The 21,509-nt window shown below is 62.7% G+C and carries 20 protein-coding genes, 1 tRNA gene and 1 riboswitch; of the genes, 10 read left to right on the top strand and 11 right to left on the bottom strand.

The window, feature by feature from the left end; all coding sequences use genetic code 11:
* Window positions 1–132: 132 nt before the first annotated feature.
* Entirely contained in the window at window positions 133–1,035 is a 903-nt protein-coding gene (locus X751_RS144870; protein WP_023745302.1) for a histone deacetylase, read from the top strand.
* Window positions 1,036–1,103: 68 nt separating this feature from the next.
* Here the strand turns inward: X751_RS144870 and X751_RS144875 are convergent, their stop codons facing one another.
* Complete coding sequence (locus X751_RS144875; RefSeq protein ID WP_023696688.1) at window positions 1,104–1,367, bottom strand: DUF6460 domain-containing protein; 264 nt, start codon at window positions 1,365–1,367, stop codon at window positions 1,104–1,106.
* Window positions 1,368–1,548: 181 nt separating this feature from the next.
* On the opposite strand from X751_RS144875, the gene X751_RS144880 reads away from it, so the two are divergent.
* Window positions 1,549–1,622, top strand: a tRNA-Gly gene (locus X751_RS144880).
* A 4-nt stretch (window positions 1,623–1,626) separates the two neighbouring features.
* Here the strand turns inward: X751_RS144880 and X751_RS144885 are convergent.
* Complete coding sequence (locus tag X751_RS144885; RefSeq protein WP_023669640.1) at window positions 1,627–2,634, bottom strand: LysR family transcriptional regulator; 1,008 nt, start codon at window positions 2,632–2,634, stop codon at window positions 1,627–1,629.
* 294 nt (window positions 2,635–2,928) lie between these two features.
* Here X751_RS144885 and chvE point away from each other — a divergent pair, with 294 nt between their 5' ends.
* The 5 genes from chvE to X751_RS144910 all read left to right on the top strand — a co-directional run bounded on the left by chvE (window position 2,929) and on the right by X751_RS144910 (window position 8,642).
* Complete coding sequence (chvE, locus tag X751_RS144890; RefSeq protein WP_023681943.1) at window positions 2,929–3,999, top strand: multiple monosaccharide ABC transporter substrate-binding protein; 1,071 nt, start codon at window positions 2,929–2,931, stop codon at window positions 3,997–3,999.
* 152 nt (window positions 4,000–4,151) lie between these two features.
* Window positions 4,152–5,684 (top strand): multiple monosaccharide ABC transporter ATP-binding protein, encoded by a 1,533-nt coding sequence (gene mmsA, locus X751_RS144895; protein ID WP_031195625.1) that lies wholly within the window; start codon window positions 4,152–4,154, stop codon window positions 5,682–5,684.
* Window positions 5,681–6,967, top strand: a complete 1,287-nt coding sequence (gene mmsB / locus X751_RS144900; protein ID WP_023669637.1) for a multiple monosaccharide ABC transporter permease — start codon at window positions 5,681–5,683, stop codon at window positions 6,965–6,967. The genes mmsA and mmsB overlap by 4 nt, the downstream gene beginning before the upstream one ends.
* A 202-nt stretch (window positions 6,968–7,169) precedes the next feature.
* Window positions 7,170–8,165, top strand: coding sequence for an AraD1 family protein (gene araD1 / locus X751_RS144905; RefSeq protein WP_023730974.1), 996 nt, complete (start codon window positions 7,170–7,172; stop codon window positions 8,163–8,165).
* 27 nt (window positions 8,166–8,192) lie between these two features.
* Window positions 8,193–8,642 (top strand): hypothetical protein, encoded by a 450-nt coding sequence (locus X751_RS144910; protein WP_023745300.1) that lies wholly within the window; start codon window positions 8,193–8,195, stop codon window positions 8,640–8,642.
* 16 nt (window positions 8,643–8,658) lie between these two features.
* On the opposite strand, the gene X751_RS144915 is transcribed toward X751_RS144910, so the two are convergent.
* Together X751_RS144915 and X751_RS144920 are read right to left on the bottom strand one after the other, a co-directional pair.
* Window positions 8,659–9,429: an ABC transporter substrate-binding protein gene (locus X751_RS144915; RefSeq protein ID WP_023745299.1), complete on the bottom strand. Its 771-nt coding sequence runs from the start codon at window positions 9,427–9,429 to the stop codon at window positions 8,659–8,661.
* Between the two features lie 101 nt (window positions 9,430–9,530).
* The gene (locus tag X751_RS144920) at window positions 9,531–10,625 is read right to left on the bottom strand and encodes a 2'-deoxycytidine 5'-triphosphate deaminase (protein ID WP_023699517.1); all 1,095 of its coding nucleotides are present in this window, start codon (window positions 10,623–10,625) and stop codon (window positions 9,531–9,533) included.
* Window positions 10,626–10,765: 140 nt separating this feature from the next.
* A riboswitch (SAM riboswitch) is annotated at window positions 10,766–10,843 on the top strand.
* Between the two features lie 57 nt (window positions 10,844–10,900).
* Between X751_RS144920 and X751_RS144925 the strand changes: the two genes are divergently transcribed.
* Entirely contained in the window at window positions 10,901–12,091 is a 1,191-nt protein-coding gene (locus X751_RS144925) for an O-succinylhomoserine sulfhydrylase (RefSeq protein WP_023669633.1), read from the top strand.
* A gap of 11 nt (window positions 12,092–12,102) precedes the next feature.
* On the opposite strand, the gene X751_RS144930 is transcribed toward X751_RS144925, so the two are convergent.
* Window positions 12,103–13,254 carry a ceramide glucosyltransferase gene (locus X751_RS144930; protein ID WP_023745298.1) on the bottom strand — a complete coding sequence of 384 codons (1,152 nt, stop codon included), beginning with the start codon at window positions 13,252–13,254 and terminating at the stop codon, window positions 12,103–12,105.
* Between the two features lie 222 nt (window positions 13,255–13,476).
* Here X751_RS144930 and apaG point away from each other — a divergent pair, with 222 nt between their 5' ends.
* Window positions 13,477–13,869 (top strand): Co2+/Mg2+ efflux protein ApaG, encoded by a 393-nt coding sequence (apaG, locus tag X751_RS144935; protein ID WP_023681948.1) that lies wholly within the window; start codon window positions 13,477–13,479, stop codon window positions 13,867–13,869.
* Between the two features lie 186 nt (window positions 13,870–14,055).
* On the opposite strand, the gene X751_RS144940 is transcribed toward apaG, so the two are convergent.
* From X751_RS144940 to X751_RS144950, 3 genes are all read right to left on the bottom strand, one after another.
* The gene (locus tag X751_RS144940) at window positions 14,056–15,087 is read right to left on the bottom strand and encodes an Hsp33 family molecular chaperone (RefSeq protein WP_031195623.1); all 1,032 of its coding nucleotides are present in this window, start codon (window positions 15,085–15,087) and stop codon (window positions 14,056–14,058) included.
* Window positions 15,088–15,195: 108 nt separating this feature from the next.
* The gene (gene argF, locus X751_RS144945) at window positions 15,196–16,107 is read right to left on the bottom strand and encodes an ornithine carbamoyltransferase (protein ID WP_023681949.1); all 912 of its coding nucleotides are present in this window, start codon (window positions 16,105–16,107) and stop codon (window positions 15,196–15,198) included.
* A gap of 18 nt (window positions 16,108–16,125) precedes the next feature.
* Window positions 16,126–17,325, bottom strand: coding sequence for an aspartate aminotransferase family protein (locus X751_RS144950; RefSeq protein ID WP_023745297.1), 1,200 nt, complete (start codon window positions 17,323–17,325; stop codon window positions 16,126–16,128).
* Between the two features lie 358 nt (window positions 17,326–17,683).
* Between X751_RS144950 and X751_RS144955 the strand changes: the two genes are divergently transcribed.
* Window positions 17,684–18,202, top strand: a complete 519-nt coding sequence (locus tag X751_RS144955) for a GcrA family cell cycle regulator (protein ID WP_023669627.1) — start codon at window positions 17,684–17,686, stop codon at window positions 18,200–18,202.
* A gap of 97 nt (window positions 18,203–18,299) precedes the next feature.
* On the opposite strand, the gene X751_RS144960 is transcribed toward X751_RS144955, so the two are convergent.
* From X751_RS144960 to X751_RS144970, 3 genes are all read right to left on the bottom strand, one after another.
* On the bottom strand, window positions 18,300–19,307 hold the full coding sequence (locus X751_RS144960; RefSeq protein WP_023692534.1) for a magnesium and cobalt transport protein CorA: 1,008 nt from the start codon (window positions 19,305–19,307) through the stop codon (window positions 18,300–18,302).
* A 93-nt stretch (window positions 19,308–19,400) separates the two neighbouring features.
* Window positions 19,401–20,123: a phosphate signaling complex protein PhoU gene (gene phoU, locus X751_RS144965; RefSeq protein WP_023696693.1), complete on the bottom strand. Its 723-nt coding sequence runs from the start codon at window positions 20,121–20,123 to the stop codon at window positions 19,401–19,403.
* 115 nt (window positions 20,124–20,238) lie between these two features.
* Complete coding sequence (locus X751_RS144970; RefSeq protein ID WP_023726832.1) at window positions 20,239–21,504, bottom strand: ATP-binding protein; 1,266 nt, start codon at window positions 21,502–21,504, stop codon at window positions 20,239–20,241.
* Window positions 21,505–21,509: the final 5 nt, after the last annotated feature.

The raw sequence follows: 21,509 nt of genomic DNA, 5'->3' as shown, positions 1-21,509 counted from the left end.
CGGCCAACCGAAATGTTCTTCAGGCGCGAGCCCGCCGGATCCGAGTACTGGTTTTAAGCAATTCCCAAGGGGAAGCGCTATGCGCTTCTCCCGGGAAAACCGCTGCACACTTTTACTGGAATTGCTTTAGCCATGCCCCTGCAGATCGTCCACCACCCCGACTACGATGCCGGCTTCGCCGTCAATCATCGCTTTCCGATGAGCAAATATCCGCTGCTGATGCAGGCCTTGCATATCAGGGGTCTGATCCACGCCGATGCGCTGTCGATGCCGGCGCCGGCGCCGGCCTCCTGGCTGAAGCTCGCCCATGCGGCTGATTATGTCGACCAAGTCATCACGTGTTCGGTGCCTGAAAAGATCGAGCGCGAGATCGGCTTTCCCGTGGGTCCGCGCGTTTCGCTCAGGGCGCAACTCGCCGCCGGTGGTACGGTGCTGGCCGCGCGGCTGGCGCTTATCAACGGCATTGCCTGTAACACTGCCGGCGGCAGCCACCATGCGCGGCATGCGCAAGGCGCGGGCTTCTGCACTTTCAACGATGTCGCCGTCGCTTCGCTGGTGCTGCTGGCCGAAGGTTCCGCCCAAAAAATCCTGATCGTCGATCTCGATGTGCATCAGGGCGACGGCACGGCGGATATACTGAGAGACGAACCACGCGCCTTCACCTTCTCCATGCATGGCGAGCGCAATTATCCGGTGCGCAAGATTGCCTCCGATCTCGACTTTGCGCTGCCGGACGGCACCGGCGATGGCGCCTATCTCGAGCGGCTGGGCGCCCTCCTGCCGGAGCTCTCGGCCAAGGCGCACTGGGACATCGTCTTCTACAATGCCGGCGTCGACGTGCATGCCGAGGACCGGCTCGGCCGGCTATCGCTCAGCGATGACGGCGTGCGTGCCCGCGACGCCATGGTGATCGGTCATTTCCGCGCGCTGGGCATCCCGGTCTGCGGTGTCATCGGCGGCGGCTATTCGACCGATGTCGCAGCGCTGGCCGCGCGCCACGCCATCCTGTTCGAGGTGGCGTCGGACTTTGCCTGAGTGGCCTTCGGTTTGAGCACAATCTTTTCCGAAAACCGGTTGCCACTTTTCGGGATCATGCCTCCGCTTCACTTCCGGTAGTTCGCGAGCCTGAGCAGGATGAACACCGGCACGACGATCGCGGCGCCGAGCAGGATATAGCCCAAGAAGCGATAGACCGCGTTGAAGCCGAGGTTCCACAGATCGATGAAGAAACCCTGGATGCGGTAGAAGACGTCCATCGGCGTCCAGCCGAACGCATTCATGACCAGGCCGACGAGGAACGACACGACCAGCAGCTTGACGATCACCCTGACGGGCGAGTCACCGAGAAAGCGCGTCACTGTGGACAAGGGGCTGCCTCCAGATTGGTATGCCCGGATTCGGGGTACAAACCCACGAATACGCACTTGCTGCGCCCGCATCAAGGCAGGCGGACTGGCGCAATCGGTCGGGGTTTCCAACAGCCGTTTCCGAAGAGCTGTCCAAGGGCGATTGCCCGAAGCACGCCCGTCATGATATCGAGAGGCCAATGCGGGTATGATGTAATGGTAGCTTGTCAGCTTCCCAAGCTGAACGCGAGGGTTCGATTCCCTCTACCCGCTCCAGTTCCTATCCCACCTCCCGCAAGATAAAATCGTGCAGCATCTTGGCTGCCGGCGACAGGACGCGGTTCTTCACCGTGATCAGGCTGTAGGGGCGGACCTCGATGTCAAACTCGGTCTGGACGACATCGATGGCGCCGGCGAGACCGTCGGGGTTCTGGATGAATTTTGCCACCTGGATCGACACCGGGGCGATGGCGTCGGACTGCGCCACCATGACCAGTGTGAGCAGCAGCGACGAGGTGTTGAGGATGCGGTCCGGCAGGGCGATGTTGCGGTTCAGGAAATTGCTCTCCATCGCCTGGCGCAGCGGCGACCCGCCCGACTGGAACACCCAGTCGAAGGCGGCGGTGTCCTCCAGCCGCACCGCCCTCCCATTGTTAAGAGGATGGCCATTGCTCAGCGGGTGGCCGCGACGCACGATCAGGCAGGCCTTCTCGACGCCGATGACACGGGATTCGAACAGGCGCGGATTGAGGTCTTCGGGAACACGGGCGATGATGAAATCATGGCGCGTGGCGATCAGTTCGCGCGCCAGCACATTCGACGTCTCGACCTGCATGGTAATCTCGATGCGCGGATAGAGGCGGCGTATCTCGCGGATCGCCGGGACCGCCAGTTCGATCGCCGGCGCCGTCACCGCGCCAAGGAACACCGAGCCGCCCTTGCCGGCCTTGAGCTCCGATATTTCGCGGTCGGCCTCGCGCATTTCGAGCAGGATCGAGCGCGCGCGCCGGGCCAGCGCCTTGCCGTAAGGGGTGAGCGTGATGCCGCGCGGCAGCCTTTCGCAGAGCTTCACCTCGAGCACCGCTTCCATCTCGGAAATCATGCGCGAGGCCGCCGGCTGCGAGATGTTCATCACCTGGGCGGCAGCACTCACCCGACCGTGATCGTCGAGTGCTGCGATCATGCGCATGTGACGCAGGCTCAAGCCGCTACGCAGAAGTGTCTCGCCATCGCCCGGCAATTCATCGTAACCGCTTGAAATTCCCTGAGGACCTCGTAAAGCCGCCATGCCTTTTCCCGCTTCCGCCACTGTTCCAGCCCGATCTAGTCATATACCGGTTTTGGTATAGCAACCACCGAAGATCGCATTTGACAGTTATGGCAAAGGGTCACACTTTCGCGCGTCCTCAAGACTTGACCGTCGATGACGAGCAAAATCGTATCGATTTAAATCAAGACTGAGGGCCGATTGGGAGGATACCGGAGATCGATTATGACGGCGGCGGCGCTTTGGCGCATCCGCCCGACTGCGCGGCCCGCGAAGCCCCGAGGTGTCGCGTCCATCAACCAGGGAGAGTTTTACGTGAAAATCATCAAGACACTGGCCGCCGTCGCGGCCCTTGGCATCGCTGCCATGACCTACTCGGCGCACGCAGCCGACAAGGGTCTTGTCGGCGTGCTGATGCCGACCAAGACCTCGCAGCGCTGGATCAATGACGGCGATGCCGTCAAGTCCCAGCTCGAAGCTCTCGGCTACACGGTCGACCTGCAGTACGCGCAGGACGACATCCCCAACCAGCTCAGCCAGCTGGAAAACGAAATCACCAAGGGCCCGAAGGCGCTGATCATCGCTTCGATCGACGGCACGACCCTGTCGGACGCGCTGCAGAAGGCCGCTGACGCCGGCGTCGTCGTCGTCGCCTATGACCGCCTGATCAAGAAGACCGCCAATGTCGATTACTACACCACCTTCGACAATTTCGGCGTCGGCGTGATCCAGGCGAACTCGCTGGTCAAGGGCCTCAAGGAGCGCTTCCCGAACACCAAGCCGTGGAACGTCGAACTGTTCGGCGGCTCGCCGGACGACAACAACGCCTTCTTCTTCTACAACGGCGCAATCTCGGTGCTGCAGCCGCTGATCGATGACGGCTCGATCAAGATCAAGTCCGGCCAGACCGGCATGGACAAGGTCGGCACGCTGCGCTGGCTCGCCGCCACCGCCCAGGCGCGCATGGACAACCTGCTGTCGGCCAACTACTCGGACGGCAGCCGCGTCGATGGCGTTCTTTCGCCCTATGACGGCCTGTCGCGCGGCATCACCGCTTCGCTGCGCGCCGTCGGTTACGGCACCGACGCCCAGCCGTGGCCGATCGTGACCGGCCAGGACGCCGAGACCGCTTCGGTCAAGCTGATCATCACGGGCGAGCAATACTCGACCGTGTTCAAGGACACCCGCGAACTGGCCAAGGCCACCGTCGAACTCGTCGACAAGGTGCTCTCGGGCGGCAAGCCGGACGGCCTCGATGAAAAGACCTACAATAACGACGTCAAGGTCGTCCCCTCGATCCTTTTGACGCCGCATGAGGTCGACAAGTCGAACTACCAGGCACTGGTCGTCGACTCCGGCTACATCAAGGCCGACGAACTGAAGTAATCCGTTTATAAAGACAGGGGTCCTGCGCGACGCAGGACCCCTTTCCGTTCACAAGCGACCCCGGTATTGTTTCTACCGGACTTAGTTTGCGTGCATGTCGTTGCCTCAAACCGCAAGCACTTTGGAGCGACATGCAACAGGAGGAGCTTGCCCTGATGACGACGATTTTGGAGATGCGCGACATCACCAAGACGTTCCCCGGCGTGAAGGCGCTGTCGAACGTCAACCTCAGCGTCGAAGAAGGCGAGATCCACGCCGTGGTTGGCGAGAACGGCGCCGGCAAGTCGACGCTGATGAAGGTCCTGTCGGGCGTCTATCCCGCCGGCACCTATGACGGCCAGATCATTTTTCAGGGTCAGGAATGCCAGTTCAAAGGTATCCATGACAGCGAACACAAGGGCATCGTCATCATCCACCAGGAGCTAGCGCTGGTGCCGATGCTGTCGATCACCGAAAATATCTTCCTCGGCAACGAAAACGCCCGATACGGCGTCATCGACTGGGATGCCAACGAGGCGCGCACCGCTGCCCTGTTGAAGAAGGTGGGCCTCAAGGAGGACCCCAAGACACTGATCACCAATATCGGCGTCGGCAAGCAGCAGCTGGTCGAGATCGCCAAGGCGCTGAGCAAGGACGTCAAGCTTTTAATCCTCGATGAGCCGACCGCGTCGCTCAGCGAGAGAGACAGCCAGGCGCTGCTCGATCTTCTGCTCGAATTCAAGCGGCAAGGCATGACCTCGATCCTGATCTCGCACAAGCTCAACGAGATCAACCGGGTCGCCGACAAGGTAACCGTCATCCGTGACGGGCGCACCATCGAGACGCTGGCCAAGAAGGATATCTCCGAAGACCGCATCATCACCTCGATGGTCGGCCGTTCGCTAGACGACCGCTATCCGCCGCGCGAGCCCAAGATCGGCGAAGTCGTGTTCGAGGTGAAAAACTGGTCGGTCTATCACCCGCTCCATGCCGAGCGGCAGGTGATCAAGGGCATCGACATCAATGTGCGCAAGGGCGAGGTGGTCGGCATCGCCGGGCTGATGGGCGCCGGCCGCACCGAATTCGCCATGAGCCTGTTCGGCCGCTCCTATGGCCGCCGCATCACCGGCGAAGTGCTGCTCAAGGGCAAGCCGGTCGATGTCTCCTCGGTAAGCAAGGCGGTCCAACACGGCATCGCCTATGTCACCGAGGACCGCAAGACCTACGGCCTCAACCTCATCGACCATATCAAGCATAACATTACGCTGGCCAATCTCGACGGCGTGTCGCGCCACAGCGTGATCGACGACATGCGCGAACTTGCGGTCGCCAACGACTATCGCAAGAAGACCAATATCCGTGCGTCAAGCGTCTATCAGATGACCGGCAATCTTTCCGGCGGCAACCAGCAGAAGGTGGTGCTGTCGAAGTGGTTGTTTGCCGACCCTGACGTGCTGATCCTCGACGAGCCGACACGCGGCATCGATGTCGGCGCCAAGTATGAAATCTACACGATCATCGCGCGCCTTGCCTCGGAGGGCAAGGCGATCGTGGTCATCTCGTCGGAAATGCCGGAATTGCTAGGGATTACCGACCGCATCTACGTCATGAACGAAGGGCGCATGGTGGGCGAAATGCCGGCGGCGGAAGCAAGCCAGGAAAAGATAATGCGCGCCATCGTCCGGGGAGAAGGAAAAGCAGCATGAGCACCGAAAGCGCCCCCGCCCCGCAGGGCAACGTCGCCGACGAACAGCGCCCGCGCATCGCCGTCTCGGCGCTGGCGACGAATTTACGCGAATACGGACTGATCATAGCCCTGATCGTCATCATGCTGTTCTTCCAGTTCACCACGTCGGGGACGTTGTTCAAGCCGGTCAACCTCAGCAATCTGGTGCAGCAGAACTCCTTCATCATCGTGATGGCGCTGGGCATGCTGCTGGTGATCGTATCGGGCTATATCGACCTCAGCGTCGGATCGGTCGCCGGTTTCATTGGCGCGCTGGCGGCAAATATGATGGTCATCTGGCAACTCGGACCGCTGAGCAATCCCCTGGTGGTTTCAATCGTCTGCCTGGTCGCGGGTGGCCTGATCGGCGCCGCGCAAGGGTATTGGATCGCCTATCACCGGATACCGAGCTTCATTGTCACGCTGGCCGGAATGCTGATCTTCCGCGGCATTTGCCAGGCGTTGCTTGGCGGCGGCTCGTCGGTGGGTCCGCTTCCCGACGACTTCAAGATGCTCAGTTCCGGCTTCATCCCGGATGTGATCGGCCCACTGACGCTCGTCCCGCCGGTCGTGAACGCAGCCGGCAAGACCATCATGGGCAGCGGCGTGACCCTGCACATGACGACGGTCGTGCTGGGGCTGATCGCCGTGCTCGCCTATGCCTATTTCGGGGTCCGCACCCGGCGCAAACGAGAACGCCATGGTTATGAGGCCGAGCCCTTCACCCTGTTCGTCGTCAAGACGCTGGTCGCCAGCGCGCTGGCGCTGTTCCTGGTCTATGAGTTTGCCAGCTACCGCGGCCTGCCCGTGGTGCTGCTGGTCATGGGCGTGCTGATCACGCTGTTCGTCTTCGTCACCAAGCGCATGACCATCGGGAGGCGCATCTACGCCATGGGCGGCAATCCCAAGGCGGCGCAGCTGTCGGGCATCAACACCGAGCGGCTGACGCTGATGGTGTTCATCAATATGGGCGTGCTGTCGGCGCTTGGCGGCCTGATCATCGCGGCTCGTCTCGGCCAGGCGGTGCCGGCGGCGGGTCTCGGCTCGGAGCTCGACGTCATCGCCGCAGTGTTCATCGGCGGCGCCTCGGCGATGGGCGGCGTCGGCCAGGTCATCGGGGCGGTCGTCGGCGGCTTCATCATGGGCGTGATGAACAACGGCATGTCGATCATGGGCGTCAATGTCGACTGGCAGCAGGTGGTCAAAGGCCTGGTGCTGCTCGGCGCCGTGATCTTCGACGTCTACAACAAGAACAAGGCCTGACAAGCTTCAGGCGAGGCAAGCAGGAGGCATACGATCGCGGCGCAGCCGGCAAATTGTCGGCATAAGAAGTCCCCCGAGGGATCAAGTTCGCGAGCGCAATCCGGACGAAGAGTTCAACCCGTGGCGCGGCTAGGTCCGAGCCGCGCAGGTCAAGGTTTGCCAAGAGGCATCCAAGGCCAAGCACATGAGAGAGGATTTAATCATGCTGATCTCCCAGATCCTCGACGACGCCGAGACCATCCGCGTCGTCGCCCGCAATGGCGGCGGCAAGACCAGGATCATCAACGGCGCCCGCAGCGTCTATTCGCTGGCCATGGAAGCCGCGCGCACCGGAACGGCCCTCGCCGCGCTGATCGAACGCAAGGGGTTCGGTGAAGCGATAGACCTCGACGCCGTCTACAAGAAGGGCCGGCTGGTGTCCCCGATCAACCATCCCGATCCTGCGCATCTGCATCTGACCGGCACCGGCCTGACCCATCTCGGCTCGGCGGCGACGCGCGATTCCATGCACAAGAAGCTCAGCGATGGCGGCGAGGAGCAGCTTACCGATTCCATGAAGATGTTCCGCATGGGGCTCGAAGGCGGCAAGCCGGCCAAGGGCCAGACCGGCGTGCAGCCGGAATGGTTCTACAAGGGCAACGGCACCATGGCGGTGGCGCCGGGCGCCGCACTGATGTCGCCGGCCTTTGCGCAGGACGCCGGCGAGGAGCCGGAAATCGCCGGCATCTATGTCATCGGCGACGACGGCGCGCCGTTCCGCGTCGGCTTCACGCTGTCGAACGAGTTTTCCGATCATGTTACCGAGCGGGTGAACTATCTGTTCCTGGCACATTCCAAACTGCGCAACGCCTCGTTCGGGCCGGAAATCCTGATCGGCGACCTGCCGGCCGACGTCAGGGGCTCATCGCGAATCTATCGCGACAGCAATTTGCTGTGGGAAAAGCCGTTCCTGTCGGGCGAAGCGAACATGTCGCACACAATCGCCAATCTCGAACATCATCACTTCAAATATTCGGCCTTCCGCCAGCCGGGCGACGTGCATGTGCACATGTTCGGCACGGCGACGCTGTCCTTTGCCGACGGCATCAAGACTCAGGCCGGCGACGTTTTCGAGATCGAGGCCGCGGATTTCGGCCTGCCGCTGCGCAACCCGCTGGAGATCGAGCAGCCGGTTAAGGTGGCGGTGAAGGCGCTTTGAGGCAGCATCACAATTTGGGAGCCGGAAATGAACGGAATGCGGCTTGTCATTGTGTTCACGGGCGTGGCCCTGTTCCTGACCCAACCGTCGGTGGCCTTTAGCGCCGGCCAGTGCAGCCCGAAGTCCTATCGTGAAGCCCGTTTGGCGATGACGAGCCGTCTTCTAGCAACCGGCTATTCGAAAGCCCAGGTGAGCTTTCTGATGCGCAACACGGATCACACGACATCAGCGCTTCGCAGCGACAGGCTGAACAACAATGGCAAGGTCTGCGGCATCGACTCCGCTAAGGCCCATGTCCTCGGTTGCCTCGACAAGCAGTTGTTCCCGTTGAAGCGCGGCTCAAACGCTTCGCTCGACGAGGTCAAACTGACCGAAGGCTTTTGGGGCAGGAAACGTTTGGCCGCACGCGAACTGCTGTTTATCGGCCATTTTCATGCCTGCCTTGGAGCCGCGAAATCGTATCTCTTTCGCGGCTGACGCCGGCGGACGGGACTCAATAGATATCGAAATCGAAATACTTGGCCTGGATCTTCTTGTAAGTGCCGTCGGCGACGATGGCGTCTATCGCCCCGTTGAGCTTGTCGCGAAGTGCCGTGTCCTCCAGGCGGACAGCGATGCCGGCTTGCGTCTCGGTGCCCTTGACGTCACCGACAAGCTTGCAGCAGCCGTCGCTCGCCTTCTTCAGCCAGTCCATCAGCACGAATTTGTCGGAGATGACGGCGTCGAGACGGCCGTTCTGCAAGTCGGTGATCGCCTCTTCCTGGGTGGGGTAGAGTTTCGCCTCGGCGCCGGCCTTGCCATAGGCGTCCTGCGCATAGTCGGCCTGGGTGGTCGAGGCCTGCGCGCCCACCGTCTTGCCGGCAAGGGCTGCCGGTTCGGTGGAAGTGAGGTCGCTGTCCTTGGGCGCCACCAGCGCCAGCGGCGTCGTGTAGTATTTGTTGGTGAAGGCGACCTGTTTCTTGCGCTCCTCGGTGATGCTCATCGAGGCGATGATGGCGTCGAACTTTTTCGCCTGCAGCGCCGGGATGATGCCGTCCCAGTCCTGGGTGACGATCTCGCACTCGACCTTCATCTGCGCACACAGCGCATTGGCAATGTCGATGTCGAAGCCCTCGATCTTGCCGTCCGCGGTGATGGTGTTGAAGGGCGGATAAGCGCCCTCGGTGCCGATCTTCAATTTCTCCTGCGCCTCAGCCAGCGAGCCGGCCGATATCACCAGCATGGCAGCGCCCGCTGCCGATATGATCCATCTTGAAATCTGCATTTTGGTTCCCCTTGCGCGCCGTTCTCTTGCCGGCCACCGAAAGGCAGCCAAGCATGGTGAGGCAGCGCAGGCAAGTATTTTGCCTGACGGTGATCGAAGGTTCAGCCGGCGGGGCGGAAATGCTTGGAGAGCTTGAGGCCTTGCGCCTGGTAATTCGAGCCGAGATCGGTGCCGTAAAGCGCCTGCGGCCGCTTCAGCATGTGTTCGTAGACCAGCCGGCCGACGATCTGGCCGTGGTCGAGGATGAACGGCACTTCGTGGCTGCGCACTTCGAGCACCGCCCGGCTGCCGGTGCCGCCTGAGGCCGAATGGCCGAAGCCCGGATCGAAGAAGCCGGCATAGTGAACACGGAATTCGCCAACCAGCGGATCGAAGGGCGTCATCTCGGCGGCGTAGAGCGGCGGCACGTGCACGGCTTCGCGGCTGACCAGGATGTAGAACTCGTCCGGGTCGAGCACCAGTTCGCCGGCGCCGCTCTTATAGAGCGGCTCCCAGAAATCGACGGCATCCTGGGCGGCGCGCTTGTCGACATCGACCAAGCCGGTGTGATGCTTGCCGCGATAGCCGACCAGGCCGTTCTGGTCGCCGTCGAGATCGATCGACAGCGCAATGCCGCCGCCGGAAATGTTGGGCGGCTCGGTCGCCACCAGCATCTCGGCGCGGTGCAATTCGTTCAGTTCTGCCTCCGACAACAGCGCGTTGCCGGTGCGAAAGCGGATCTGCGACAGCCTCGATCCGGCGCGTACGACGATCGGGAAGGTGCGCGGACTGACTTCGAGATAAAGCGGCCCGTGATAGCCGGGGGCGATCTTGTCGAACTCATGGCCGCGATCGGTCATCACCCGGGTGAAGATGTCGAGCCGGCCGGTCGAGCTCTTCGGGTTGGCCGAGGCCGACACGTTTGCGGGCAGCGCCAGGCTTTCGAGCAGCGGCACGATGTAGACGCAGCCGGTTTCCAGCACCGCGCCCTCGGCGAGACTGAACTCATGCAATTTCAGCCGGTGAAGCTTGTCGGCCACCAGATGATCGGGACCCGGCAGGAAGGAGGCGCGCACGCGAAAAGCCTTGTCGCCGAGCCTGAGATCGAGGCTCGCCGGCTGCACCTGGTCGACATCGAGCGCGCGCGGCGACTTGAGCGCGCCGGACTGAAACAGCGCGGAAATGTCCTGATCGGGAAGAATGCCTGTCTGCCGCAAAAGGCTGGCTCCGCTCCAAGGTCGGTCTCTTTGTGGCAGGTTCTTGCCGCAAAACCGCTGGATATTATTGCGGAACCTGCCTGGTACAAACCTCTTAATGAAGCCGGCAATTGACGCAAGCGCAGGTGAGGTCTAAAGGGTCGTTATCCCGTGGTGATTTGGCCGGTCGGCTTGCAGCCACGTTAAACAAGTCGCTAAAGGACCGTCGGGCCGCAAGGCCATATGGACCGGTTGCGACTTTCGCGGCCGGTTTTTTTGTGTCTGGAACAAAAGCGATGAGCACCAAGAAGCGTAACTGGAAACCTCAGACCGCACTCGTGCACGGGGGAACGCTGCGTTCCCAGTTCGGCGAGACGTCCGAAGCGATGTACCTCACCCAAGGCTATGTCTACGAGACGGCGCAGGCTGCCGAGGCCCGTTTCAAGGGCGAGGAGCCGGGCTTCATCTATTCGCGCTATGCCAACCCTACCGTCGACATGTTCGAAAAGCGCATGTGCGCGCTGGAGGGTGCCGAAGATGCGCGCGCCACGGCGTCCGGCATGGCGGCGGTGACGGCAGCGCTCCTGTGCAGCGCCAAGGCCGGCGACCATATCGTTGCGGCGCGCGCGCTGTTCGGCTCCTGCCGCTGGGTGGTGGAGACGCTGGCGCCGAAATACGGCATCGAGGCAACGCTGGTCGACGGCACCGACATCGCCAACTGGGAAAAGGCGGTGCGGCCGAACACGAAACTGTTCTTCCTGGAAAGCCCGACCAATCCGACGCTGGAAGTGGTCGACATCGCAGCGGTGGCGGCGCTCGCCACCTCGATCGGCGCCAGGCTGATCGTCGACAATGTCTTTGCCACGCCCTTGCAGCAGAAGCCCTTGCAGCTCGGCGCCCATATCGTCGTCTACTCCGCGACCAAGCACATTGACGGCCAGGGACGCTGTCTCGGCGGCATCATCCTGTCGGACAAGAAATGGATCGACGAGAATTTGCACGACTATTTCCGCCACACCGGCCCGAGCCTGTCGCCGTTCAACGCCTGGACGCTGCTCAAGGGCCTGGAGACGCTGCCGGTTCGGGTGCGCCAGCAGACGGAAAGCGCGGCCAAGATCGCGGATTTCCTGGCAGGACGGCCGGAAATCGCCCGCGTCATCTATCCCGGCCGCGCCGACCACCCGCAGGCCGACATCGTCAAGAAGCAGATGACGGGCGGATCGACGCTGATCTGCCTCGACGTTAAGGGCGGCAAGCAGGCGGCCTTCGCCTTGCAGAACGCGCTCGACATCGTGCTGATCTCCAACAATCTCGGCGACGCCAAGAGCCTGATCACCCATCCGGCGACCACCACGCACAAGAACCTCAGCGACGAAGCTCGCGCCGAGCTTGGCATCGGGCCGGGAACGCTCAGGCTGTCGGTCGGTCTTGAGGATACGGACGATCTGCTGGAGGACGTTGCGCAGGCGCTGAAGGCAGCCGGATAGGCCGCGAGGCGTCACGCTCCCGACGAAACCTCTTCCAGTTCGGCCGTCTTGGTGCCGATGGTCATGATGTTGCCGCGCCAGTCGACGGCGCCGCTCAGCCAGCCGCGCGCCCAGATGGCGGGAAGCATCATGTCGCGGACCATCATCGCCGGGACCAGGCGCAGCGACAGATGCCAGCCCTTGGCCGCGGCCAGCGCGCATTCGGGAATGTAGGCCGCCGTCAGCACGGCCAACACCGTGGCCGGCAGGCTGATGCCGGCACTTGCGGCCGCCACCAGTGCCAACGCCAACGGCACGGCGACGCCGGTCAGGATCTCGGGTGCGAAAAACAGCGGGAAGGTGACGCGGCGCAACCGCGCCCAGCGCGCCTGGCGCGACCAGATGTCGGCAAGTCGGCGCTGCCCCAGTGGTTGCTCGAAAGGCGAGGCAACGAGATTGACGCGCAGGCCCAGTCCGTTGACCAGCTTGGTTGCAGCAGCATCCTCAGCGATCTCGGCGGCCAGCGCGCGGATACCGCCACTGGTATCGAGCATCGGCTTGTTCCACAGCATGCTCTTGCCTTGGGCAAAGCCGAGACCGAGCGCCTCGCCGGCATATTGCCAGCGCGCCTGCAGCGTGTTGAGGAACGCGCATTCGACCTCGGCCCAAAAGCCATCCGGCCGAGAGCCGATCGGCGTCGAGCAGATAAGCCCGGTATTGGTCCGCCAGGCCGCCATCAGGTGCTGGACGTAATCCCTTGGCATCAGCACGTTGGAATCCGCCAGAATAACCCAATGATAGCGCGCCGCTTCCCAGCCCTTGACGCAGTTGTTGAGCTTCGGGTTGCTGCTGACGCGGTCGTCGCCGATCAGCAGCCGGGCCGGCACGTTGGGAAACAGGACGATCGCCCTGTTTATCAGTTTGACGACGGGATCGTCGGCGTGAGCGACGCAGAAGATCAGTTCGTAGCGCGGCCAGTCGAGCGAGAAGGCTCGCTGGAGCGTCTCTTGTGTGAACGGCTCCACGCCGCGCGACGGCACGACGATCGAGACCGGTGGCTGCTCGCCGGACGGCGGAGGGATAAGGCGACGCGCTTGCAGTTTCGACGAAGCAAGCAGGATGCTGGCGAGATTGGAAAGAAGCAAAGCGGAGGAAGCGAAGGCGGCTGTGAGAGCTGGTTCCATCGAGATCTGGTCACTCCGGAAAGGCCGCTCGCGGCTGCTTTGTCAGTCGACAGATGGGCCTTGAGTCGCCGGCAAGGTTTGCGCACACCAACATTGTCATGTGTCACTTAAATGACATTGTTTGTCGGCACCTCCGCTTTGAGGCTGGCAGGACATGCCGTTGTGCGCGTATCAAACCGCATAGCGCGACAAATGTTCCTTGCCGCGCAACCGGAGCAGCCCATGTATCGCGCCGTCACGCGCAACATCGAAGTGCAGGTCAGACCGTTCTACCTGGAGGACCGCTCGGACCCGGCGGAGAACCGTTATGTCTGGGGCTACCAGGTGACGATCGACAACCAGTCGGACGATTTCGTGCAGCTTATGTCGCGTTACTGGCACATCACCGACGGCAGCGGCCGGATCGAGGAAGTGCGCGGCGCCGGCGTGGTCGGCGACCAGCCTGAGCTCAATCCCGGCGACAGCTATCAATACACGTCAGGCTGCCCGCTCTCGACGCCCTCCGGCTTCATGGTCGGCCACTACACCATGCGCAACAAAAAGGGCGAGACGTTCGACGTCGCTATTCCCGCGTTTTCGCTGGATCTGCCGGGGACGCGGCGGACGGTGAATTAGGGGTTTTCTCCCCATCTCTATACGGGGAGGACTGCCCGGCAGTGCAACGAGGGGCGCCGCCGGACTCATGAGGTTATCTTCCACGCACATGACGTAGGCTATGCGCGGCCATTCACCAAAGTTCGCGCTGCCCCTCATCCGCCCTTCGGGCACCTTCTCCCCGTGAACGGGGAGAAGGAAGAGATGCTACTGAGTTGCAAACTCCGCCGGGTCGAAGTCGTACTGCTTCGAGCAGAACTCGCAGGCGACGTGGATGCCGCCATCTTCGGTGCTGTCCTTGATCTCCTGCGCGGAAAACCCCTCGAGGATGCCGCGTATCTTGTCCCTTGAGCAGGAACATTGGTCGGCGACCGGCACGCCGCCGAAGACGCGCACGCCATGTTCGTGGAACAGCCTGTAGAGCAGCCGCTCGGCGCCGATGGTCGGGTCGATCAGCTCGGTCGGCTCGATGGTGCCGAGCAGCGCCACCAGCTCGCGCCACGAATTGTCGGCCGGCTCCTGCGTCACGTCACGCGGATCGCCGTCGCCGCCCGAAATGTCGGGCACGCGCATGCGCTCGGGTGACTGCGGCAGGAACTGCGCCAGGATGCCGCCGGCGCGCCACTGCTCACGAGCGCCGCCGGGACCTGGCGTCAGAAGCTTGGCCACCGACAGCCTGAGGTCGGTCGGGATCTGCTCCGACTGGCGGAAATAGGTGCGCGCGGCGTCCTCCAGCGTCTCGCCGTCGAGCTGGACGATGCCCTGATAGCGCTGCGTGTGCGCGCCCTGGTCGATGGTCAGCGCCAAAACGCCGCTGCCCAGCAGCGTCTGCTGCGAGGTCTGGCCTGCGGCCACCAGGGCCTCCAGCCGGTCGGCGTCGAAACGCGCATAGGCGCGCAATGCCGAAGGCGTGGAGAAATCCGCGACCAGCATGTCGACCGGGCCGTCGGTGCGGGTCTGCAAGATGAACTTGCCTTCGAATTTGAGCGAGGTGCCGAGCAGCACCGTCAGCACACAGGCTTCCGCGAGCAGGCGGGCGACCGGCTCGGGATAGTCGTGACGGTTGAGGATGGCGTCGAGCATCGGCCCGAGTTGCACGGTGCGGCCGCGCACGTCGAGCGGGCCGACCTCGAAGGGTACGACATGATCGTCGCCGGCATAGCCGAACTCGCCGAGTTTGGGGTGATGTTCAGTCACTTGATGCGTTTCCAACATGACAAAGCTCCAGGGCGCGGCCATGCGGCCCGGAGGGGTGCATGCGTCCAAACGCGCTTGATTTGCGTGATGGGGCGCAAATAGGCATCGCGCCGCCCCGGATCAAGCGCTTGGAGATCAAGCGCCTGGAGATCAAGCGCCCAGACACCAGGCCAAAACCGCCTTCTGGGCGTGGAGCCGGTTCTCGGCTTCGTCGAAGACCACCGAATGCGGACCGTCGATGACCTCGTCGGTCACTTCCTCGCCACGATGCGCCGGCAGGCAGTGCATGAACAGGGCGTCGGGCTTGGCCCTGGCCATCAGCGCCGCATTGACCTGATAGGGCGAGAAGACATTATGGCCGCGGGCGCGGTGTTCCTGGCCCATCGACACCCAGCAGTCGGTGACGATGCAGTCGGCCTGGTCGACGGCCTCTTCGGGCGAGCGGGTGAAGTGCAGCTTGCCGCCATTGGTCTTCGACCAGTCGATGTGCTTCTGCGCCGGCTCGCTGCCTTCCGGCACTGCGACGTTCAGGTTGAAGCGGAACCGCGCCGAGGCCTCGAGCAGCGAATGCAGCACGTTGTTGCCGTCGCCGGTCCAGGCGATGGTCTTGCCGGCAACCGGACCGCGATGCTCCTCGAAGGTCATGATGTCGGCCATCAGCTGACAGGGATGGGTGTCGTCGGTCAGCCCGTTGATGACCGGAATCGTGGCATTCTCGGTCAGCTCGAGCAGCCGCTCATGCGACGTGGTGCGGATCATGATGGCGTCGACATAGCGCGACAGCACCTTGGCGGTGTCGGCAATGGTCTCGGAGCGGCCGAGCTGCATTTCGGTCCCGGTCAGCATGATGGTCTCGCCGCCGAGCTGTCGCATGCCGACGTCGAAGGACACGCGCGTGCGCGTCGACGGCTTGTCGAAGATCATGGCCAGCACCTTGCCTTCGAGCGGTTTGGTCCGTTCGCCGGCCTTGAGGCGCGCCTTGCGCACCACCGCATCGTCCAGCATCAGGCGCAGATCGCCTTCGGAAACGGCGGAAAGATCGGTGAAATGGCGAAGGCTCATCGGGAATGGCTCTCGGGATTACTTCGAGGCGGCCGCGGCGATGGCGTCGGTCAGGCCCTTGGCGCCGGCGCGGATGCGATCGAGCGCTTCGCCGATCTCGGCGTCGGTGACGGTCAGCGGCGGCAGCAGACGAATGACGTTGTCGCCTGCCGGCACCGCCAGCAGATGCTGGTCGCGCAGCGCCATGTTGACCTTGGTGTTGGGCATGGCGCATTTCAGGCCAAGCATCAGGCCGCTGCCCCTGATGCCTTCGATGACATCAGGAAATTCGTCGGCGACCGCCGCCAGGCCCTGCTTCATCAGCAATGCCTTGCGCTGGACGTCTTCGAGGAAGCCGTCTTCCAGCACGACGTCGAGCACAGCGTTGCCGACCGCCATGGCCAGCGGATTGCCGCCGAAAGTGGTGCCATGCACGCCTGCCGTCATGCCGACGACAGCGTCGTCGGTGGCGAGGCACGCGCCCATCGGGAAGCCGCCGCCAATGCCCTTGGCAATCGCCATGATGTCGGGCGTCACGCCGGTCCATTCATGCGCGAACAGCTTTCCGGTGCGACCGATACCGCACTGGACCTCATCGAAGATCAGCAGCAGGCCATGCTGGTCGCAGAGCTGCCGCAGCCGCTTCAAGGATTGCGTCGGCACCGGGCGGATGCCGCCCTCGCCCTGTACCGGTTCGATCAGGATCGCGGCGGTCTCTGGTGTGATCGCCTTCTCGGCGGCGTCGATGTCGTCGAAGCCGACCTGGTCGAAGCCTTCGACCTTGGGGCCGAAGCCTTCGAGATATTTGTACTGGCCGCCGGCGGCGATGGTCGCCAGCGTGCGGCCGTGGAAGGCGCCTTCGAAGGTAATGACCCGGAAGCGCTCGGGATGGCCCTTGACGAACTGGTAGCGCCGCGCCGTCTTGATCGCGCATTCGAGCGCCTCGGCGCCGGAATTGGTGAAGAACACCTTGTCGGCGAAGGTGGCGTCAGCCAGCCGCTCGCCGAGCCGGGCCTGCCCCGGGATCTCGTAGAGATTGGAGACGTGCCAGAGCTTGGCCGCCTGTTCGGTCAGCGCCGAGACCAGATGCGGATGGCTGTGGCCCAACGAATTGACCGCGATGCCGCCAGCGAAATCGAGATATCGCTCGCCCTTGTCGGTAACCAGCCAGGTGCCTTCGCCATGATCGAAGGCCAAAGGGGCGCGGGCAAAGGTCTCGTAAAGCGCCGAACCGCTCATTATATGCGTCTCCGGTACCGGAAAAATCAAAAAAGCCGCCAAAGCGGCGGCCTTTGCGGCTTATCGTGTTTTTCGGCCATGAAGTCAACGAAAACGTCGTGCAGAGGCGCGTGGCCAGCTCCCGACGAGACGCCGGCTCATAAGCGACCGGGCAAGTTGGGGAAAACCTAAAAAACCGATTCGTGTTGCACCTGGGACTCTTGTCACCGAGTCAACACATGAGGTAATTGTAGTCGGGAAATAACTAGATTTCGTGCGGCGGACCTAATCACCTAATATATGTGGTGTCTGCCCCGGCAAAGATTGCCGGGTCGGGAACGGATTCCGGCTGCCGCACACATAGCAGGAGCGCGGTCTCATGAACTGGACTGACGAGCGGGTCGAACTTCTCAGGAAACTGTGGTCGGAGGGCTTGAGCGCAAGCCAGATCGCCGCACAACTCGGCGGGGTCAGCCGCAACGCGGTCATCGGCAAGGTGCACCGGCTGAAGCTGTCGGGCCGCGGACGCTCGACCGCGACGCCGGCGCGTCAGAAGAAGACAACGCAGGGATCTTCGATCCAGAAATCGGTGCCTCGCGCCGCAACCACGCAGCGCCATGTCACGACTTCGATCGGGGCGAACGCACTGCAGGCGCAGTTCGACGCCGAGCCGGTGGCGCGCCACTACATCCGCCCGGTCGAAAACGTCGTCGTGCCGATCTCGCGGCATCTGCAGCTCACCGATCTCACCGAGCGCACCTGCAAATGGCCGAATGGCGATCCGCTATCGGAAGACTTCAACTTCTGCGGCAACGAGGCGGCTGAAACCGGACCTTACTGCAAGTACCACGCAAGGGTGGCGTTCCAGCCGGCTTCAGAGCGGCGCAGGAGCCGGTAGTTAGGAATAGGGATTGGGGACTGGGCAGTAGGGAATGGGGTAGCGCTCGTGAGGCGCTACCTTATTCTGCCTACTGCCTACTGCCTACTGCCTACCATCACAGCCACCCACTCTTCCGAAATCGCCAATACAAAAACGAGCAGATCAGCGCGATCGAGACCAATACGACGGGATAGCCGTATTGCATCTTCAGTTCCGGCATGTCGTCGAAATTCATGCCGTAAATGCCGGCGAGCGCCGTCGGCACCGCCAGGATCGCCGCCCATGAGGCCAGCTTCTTGGTGTTCGCGGTTTCCTGGCTCTGGCCGACCAGCAGGCTGGCTTCGAAAGCGAACGCCAGAACCTCGCGCAGGCTGTCGATCTTTTCCTGCACGGTCCGGATATGGTCGGTGACATCGCGAAACAGCGGATGCATTGCGGTATGGATCTGCGGCAGTTCGGCGCTGGTCAGCCGGCGGCAGACCTCGACCAGCGGCAGCGCCGCATTGCGCAGGCGCAACAGATCGCGGCGCAGCATATAGAGCCGCTCGATGTCGGGACCGGTCATCGGCTTCAGCAGCACCCTGTCCTCGATCGCCTCGACCTCGTCCTCGATCTGCTCTAGCACCGGCATGTAGTTGTCGACGATGAAGTCGAGGATGGCGTAGAGGACGAAATCCTCGCCCTTGGCCAGTGAGTGCGGACAGCTTTCCCAGTGCTGGCGCACGGCGGCGTATGAGGTCGAGGGACCATGCCTGACGCTGACGATATAGCCTGAGCCGACGAACAGATGCGTCTCGCCGAAGGTGACGCGTCCGTCGATCAGCTGTGCAGTGCGGGCAACGATGAACAGTGCATCGCCATATTGCTCGATCTTCGGCCGCTGGTGCGGATGTTCGGCGTCTTCGATCGCCAGTTCGTGCAGATGAAATTGCGCCTTGACGCGCAGCAGAAGCTCGCGGTCGGGTTCGAGCAGCCCGATCCAGACGACATGGCCCGACTTCTTGGCCCATTCGCCGGCTTCCTCGATCGGTATGTCGGCGATGCGCTTGCCGGCGGTGTAGACGCTCGACGCGATGATGCCGGACGATGCCGGCGCCGGCTTGAACTCTCGGACATATTCCATCGCAGCCTCCTGAGCGCCTGGCCTTGGCCAGGAACCGAGACGCTAACATCCGGGCAGTTTAGCGCAATATGATTAAGCGTTCGAGGGGCGCGATCACTTCACCGGCAGCACCGGCAGGGCAACCTTGTCGGTCTTGTCGCCCTTGGGACGCTCGGCCGGCAACTGCTCGCCGGTGACGATGTAGTAGATCGTCTCGGCAATGTTGGTGGCGTGGTCGCCGATGCGCTCGATGTTCTTGGCGCAAAACAGCAGATGCGTGCACGGCGTGATGTTGCGCGGATCTTCCATCATGTAGGTCAAAAGCTCGCGAAACAGCGAGGTGTACATGGCGTCGATCTGGTCGTCGCGGTCGCGAACGAAGCCTATTTTCTCGACCGAGCGCGAGGCATAGACGTCGAGCACTTCCTTGAGCTGGGTCAAAGCGAGTTCGGCAAGCGCCTCGAGGCCGCGAAACAGGCTGGTCGGCTGGCGGCCGTCAATGACGCTGACCACACGCTTGGCGACGTTCTTGGCGAGGTCACCGACCCGTTCGAGGTCGGCCGAAATGCGGATGGCGCCGACGATCTCGCGCAGATCCGTCGCCATGGGCTGGCGCTTGGCGATGATGACGATGGCTTTGTCGTCGATTTCGCGCTGGCCATCGTCAAGCACGATGTCGTCACGAATGACCTTCTGGGCGAGGCCGGGATCGGCATTGACCAGCGCCTGGATCGCCTGCTCGACCATGCGCTCGGCATGGCCGCCCATCGCAGCGATGCGCTTCGCCAGGTATTTCAGCTCTTCGTCATAGGCGCTGACAATGTGTACGGACTGCATGGGCGAAATGCCTTCCTTAAATCTTTGGCCTTTTGAGTCGTTTCCTCGACCCCTGTGCTGATACGCTAGCCGGATGACAGAAAGAAGAAACAGGCAGTTAGCAGATAGTACCGCCTCAGCCTGCCGGCAAATGGACCGTGAACGCCGCGCCCTTGCCAACCTCCGACTTGATCGAAAGCCGGGCGTTGTGGCGCGTCAGAATATGCTTGACGATGGACAGGCCAAGACCGGTGCCTTTCTGCGTGCGGCTGCTCTCCACGTCGACGCGATAGAAGCGCTCGGTAATGCGCGGTATGTGCTCTTCCGGGATGCCCGGGCCGTAGTCCCTGATGGTTACATCGATGCCCGGTTCCGGGCCGGCCTCGCCCCGCGCGATCGACACCGTGACGCGTCCGCCAGGCTGGCCGTATTTGCAGGCGTTTTCCAAGAGATTCTCGAACACCTGGAACAGCTCGTCGCGGTCTCCGGGCACGTCGAGCGGCCCCTCGGCGTAGTCGCGTTCGATGACGACGCCGTTCTCGCTGGCGAGCGGGCCTAGTGAATCGATGACGCTGTCGATGGTCTGGCGCAGATCGACCTCGGTTCCCGGCCTCAGGTAAGGCTTCATTTCAAGCCTCGACAGCGACAGGAGATCGTCGATGAGGCGCGCCATGCGGCCGGTCTGGTTCTGCATGATCTGCAGGAACTGCTCGCGCGCCGCCGGATCGTTGCGGGCCGGGCCGCGCAACGTCTCGATGAAGCCCGAGATTGAAGCAAGCGGGGTGCGCAACTCGTGGCTGGCATTGGCTATGAAGTCAGCGCGCATGCGGTCGATGCGGCGCGTCTCACTCTGGTCCTTGAATACCAGCACATAGAGATCGGTGGCGTGGCCGACCGAGGACGCGCTGACCCGGTAGGCCCGTTCAACCGGCAGCTTCTCGGTGTAGTCGACGGCATCGGAGGCGACGGTTCCCGACAGCACGCCGTCGAGCAAGGCCTGCATTTCCGGCGCGCGGAATTTTAGCGACAGCGACAGGCCGGGCGCGATACCGACAAAGGCGGCAAAGGCGGCGGCATTGGCGTGGACGATGGTGGCGGTGCGGTCGAAGATGATCAGCGGATCGGCAACGGCAGCCGCAAGATATTCGCCGGAAAGCCGCTGCAGCCCGCTCGCCTCGATCGTGGCAATGGTCTCAGCAGACCGGCTGGCGCCTCCGGTTGGCAGAAGCGCGGCGGCCAGCAGCACCGTCAACGCAGCCAGGACGACATAGGCGGAGATACCGGCAAAACCATAAACGGCCATGATGGCGATCGCACCGGCGGCAAGCAGCCATCGGCTGTTCCACAGCCGGCCGGCGACGGCCTGCCCCGTGGTTGTCCGCTCTGCGCCGGTGTCAGCCATTCGTG

Source organism: Mesorhizobium sp. LNJC394B00 (assembly GCF_000502555.1).
GTDB lineage: Bacteria > Pseudomonadota > Alphaproteobacteria > Rhizobiales > Rhizobiaceae > Mesorhizobium.
Note: the sequence above shows the minus strand (reverse complement) of the source record. Positions and strands in the feature narration are given on the sequence as shown.

Coding starts and splice junctions, on each gene's coding strand:
- X751_RS144885 (WP_023669640.1), bottom strand. CDS start 2,634: ATGGCGGCTTTACGAGGTCCTCAGGGAATTTCAAGCGGTTACGATGAA.
- X751_RS144940 (WP_031195623.1), bottom strand. CDS start 15,087: ATGGCCGCGCCCTGGAGCTTTGTCATGTTGGAAACGCATCAAGTGACT.
- X751_RS144955 (WP_023669627.1), top strand. CDS start 17,684: ATGAACTGGACTGACGAGCGGGTCGAACTTCTCAGGAAACTGTGGTCG.
- X751_RS144870 (WP_023745302.1), top strand. CDS start 133: ATGCCCCTGCAGATCGTCCACCACCCCGACTACGATGCCGGCTTCGCC.
- X751_RS144960 (WP_023692534.1), bottom strand. CDS start 19,307: ATGGAATATGTCCGAGAGTTCAAGCCGGCGCCGGCATCGTCCGGCATC.
- mmsB (WP_023669637.1), top strand. CDS start 5,681: ATGAGCACCGAAAGCGCCCCCGCCCCGCAGGGCAACGTCGCCGACGAA.
- apaG (WP_023681948.1), top strand. CDS start 13,477: ATGTATCGCGCCGTCACGCGCAACATCGAAGTGCAGGTCAGACCGTTC.
- X751_RS144970 (WP_023726832.1), bottom strand. CDS start 21,504: ATGGCTGACACCGGCGCAGAGCGGACAACCACGGGGCAGGCCGTCGCC.
- araD1 (WP_023730974.1), top strand. CDS start 7,170: ATGCTGATCTCCCAGATCCTCGACGACGCCGAGACCATCCGCGTCGTC.
- X751_RS144950 (WP_023745297.1), bottom strand. CDS start 17,325: ATGAGCGGTTCGGCGCTTTACGAGACCTTTGCCCGCGCCCCTTTGGCC.
- argF (WP_023681949.1), bottom strand. CDS start 16,107: ATGAGCCTTCGCCATTTCACCGATCTTTCCGCCGTTTCCGAAGGCGAT.
- phoU (WP_023696693.1), bottom strand. CDS start 20,123: ATGCAGTCCGTACACATTGTCAGCGCCTATGACGAAGAGCTGAAATAC.
- X751_RS144910 (WP_023745300.1), top strand. CDS start 8,193: ATGAACGGAATGCGGCTTGTCATTGTGTTCACGGGCGTGGCCCTGTTC.
- X751_RS144915 (WP_023745299.1), bottom strand. CDS start 9,429: ATGCAGATTTCAAGATGGATCATATCGGCAGCGGGCGCTGCCATGCTG.
- X751_RS144925 (WP_023669633.1), top strand. CDS start 10,901: ATGAGCACCAAGAAGCGTAACTGGAAACCTCAGACCGCACTCGTGCAC.
- X751_RS144930 (WP_023745298.1), bottom strand. CDS start 13,254: ATGGAACCAGCTCTCACAGCCGCCTTCGCTTCCTCCGCTTTGCTTCTT.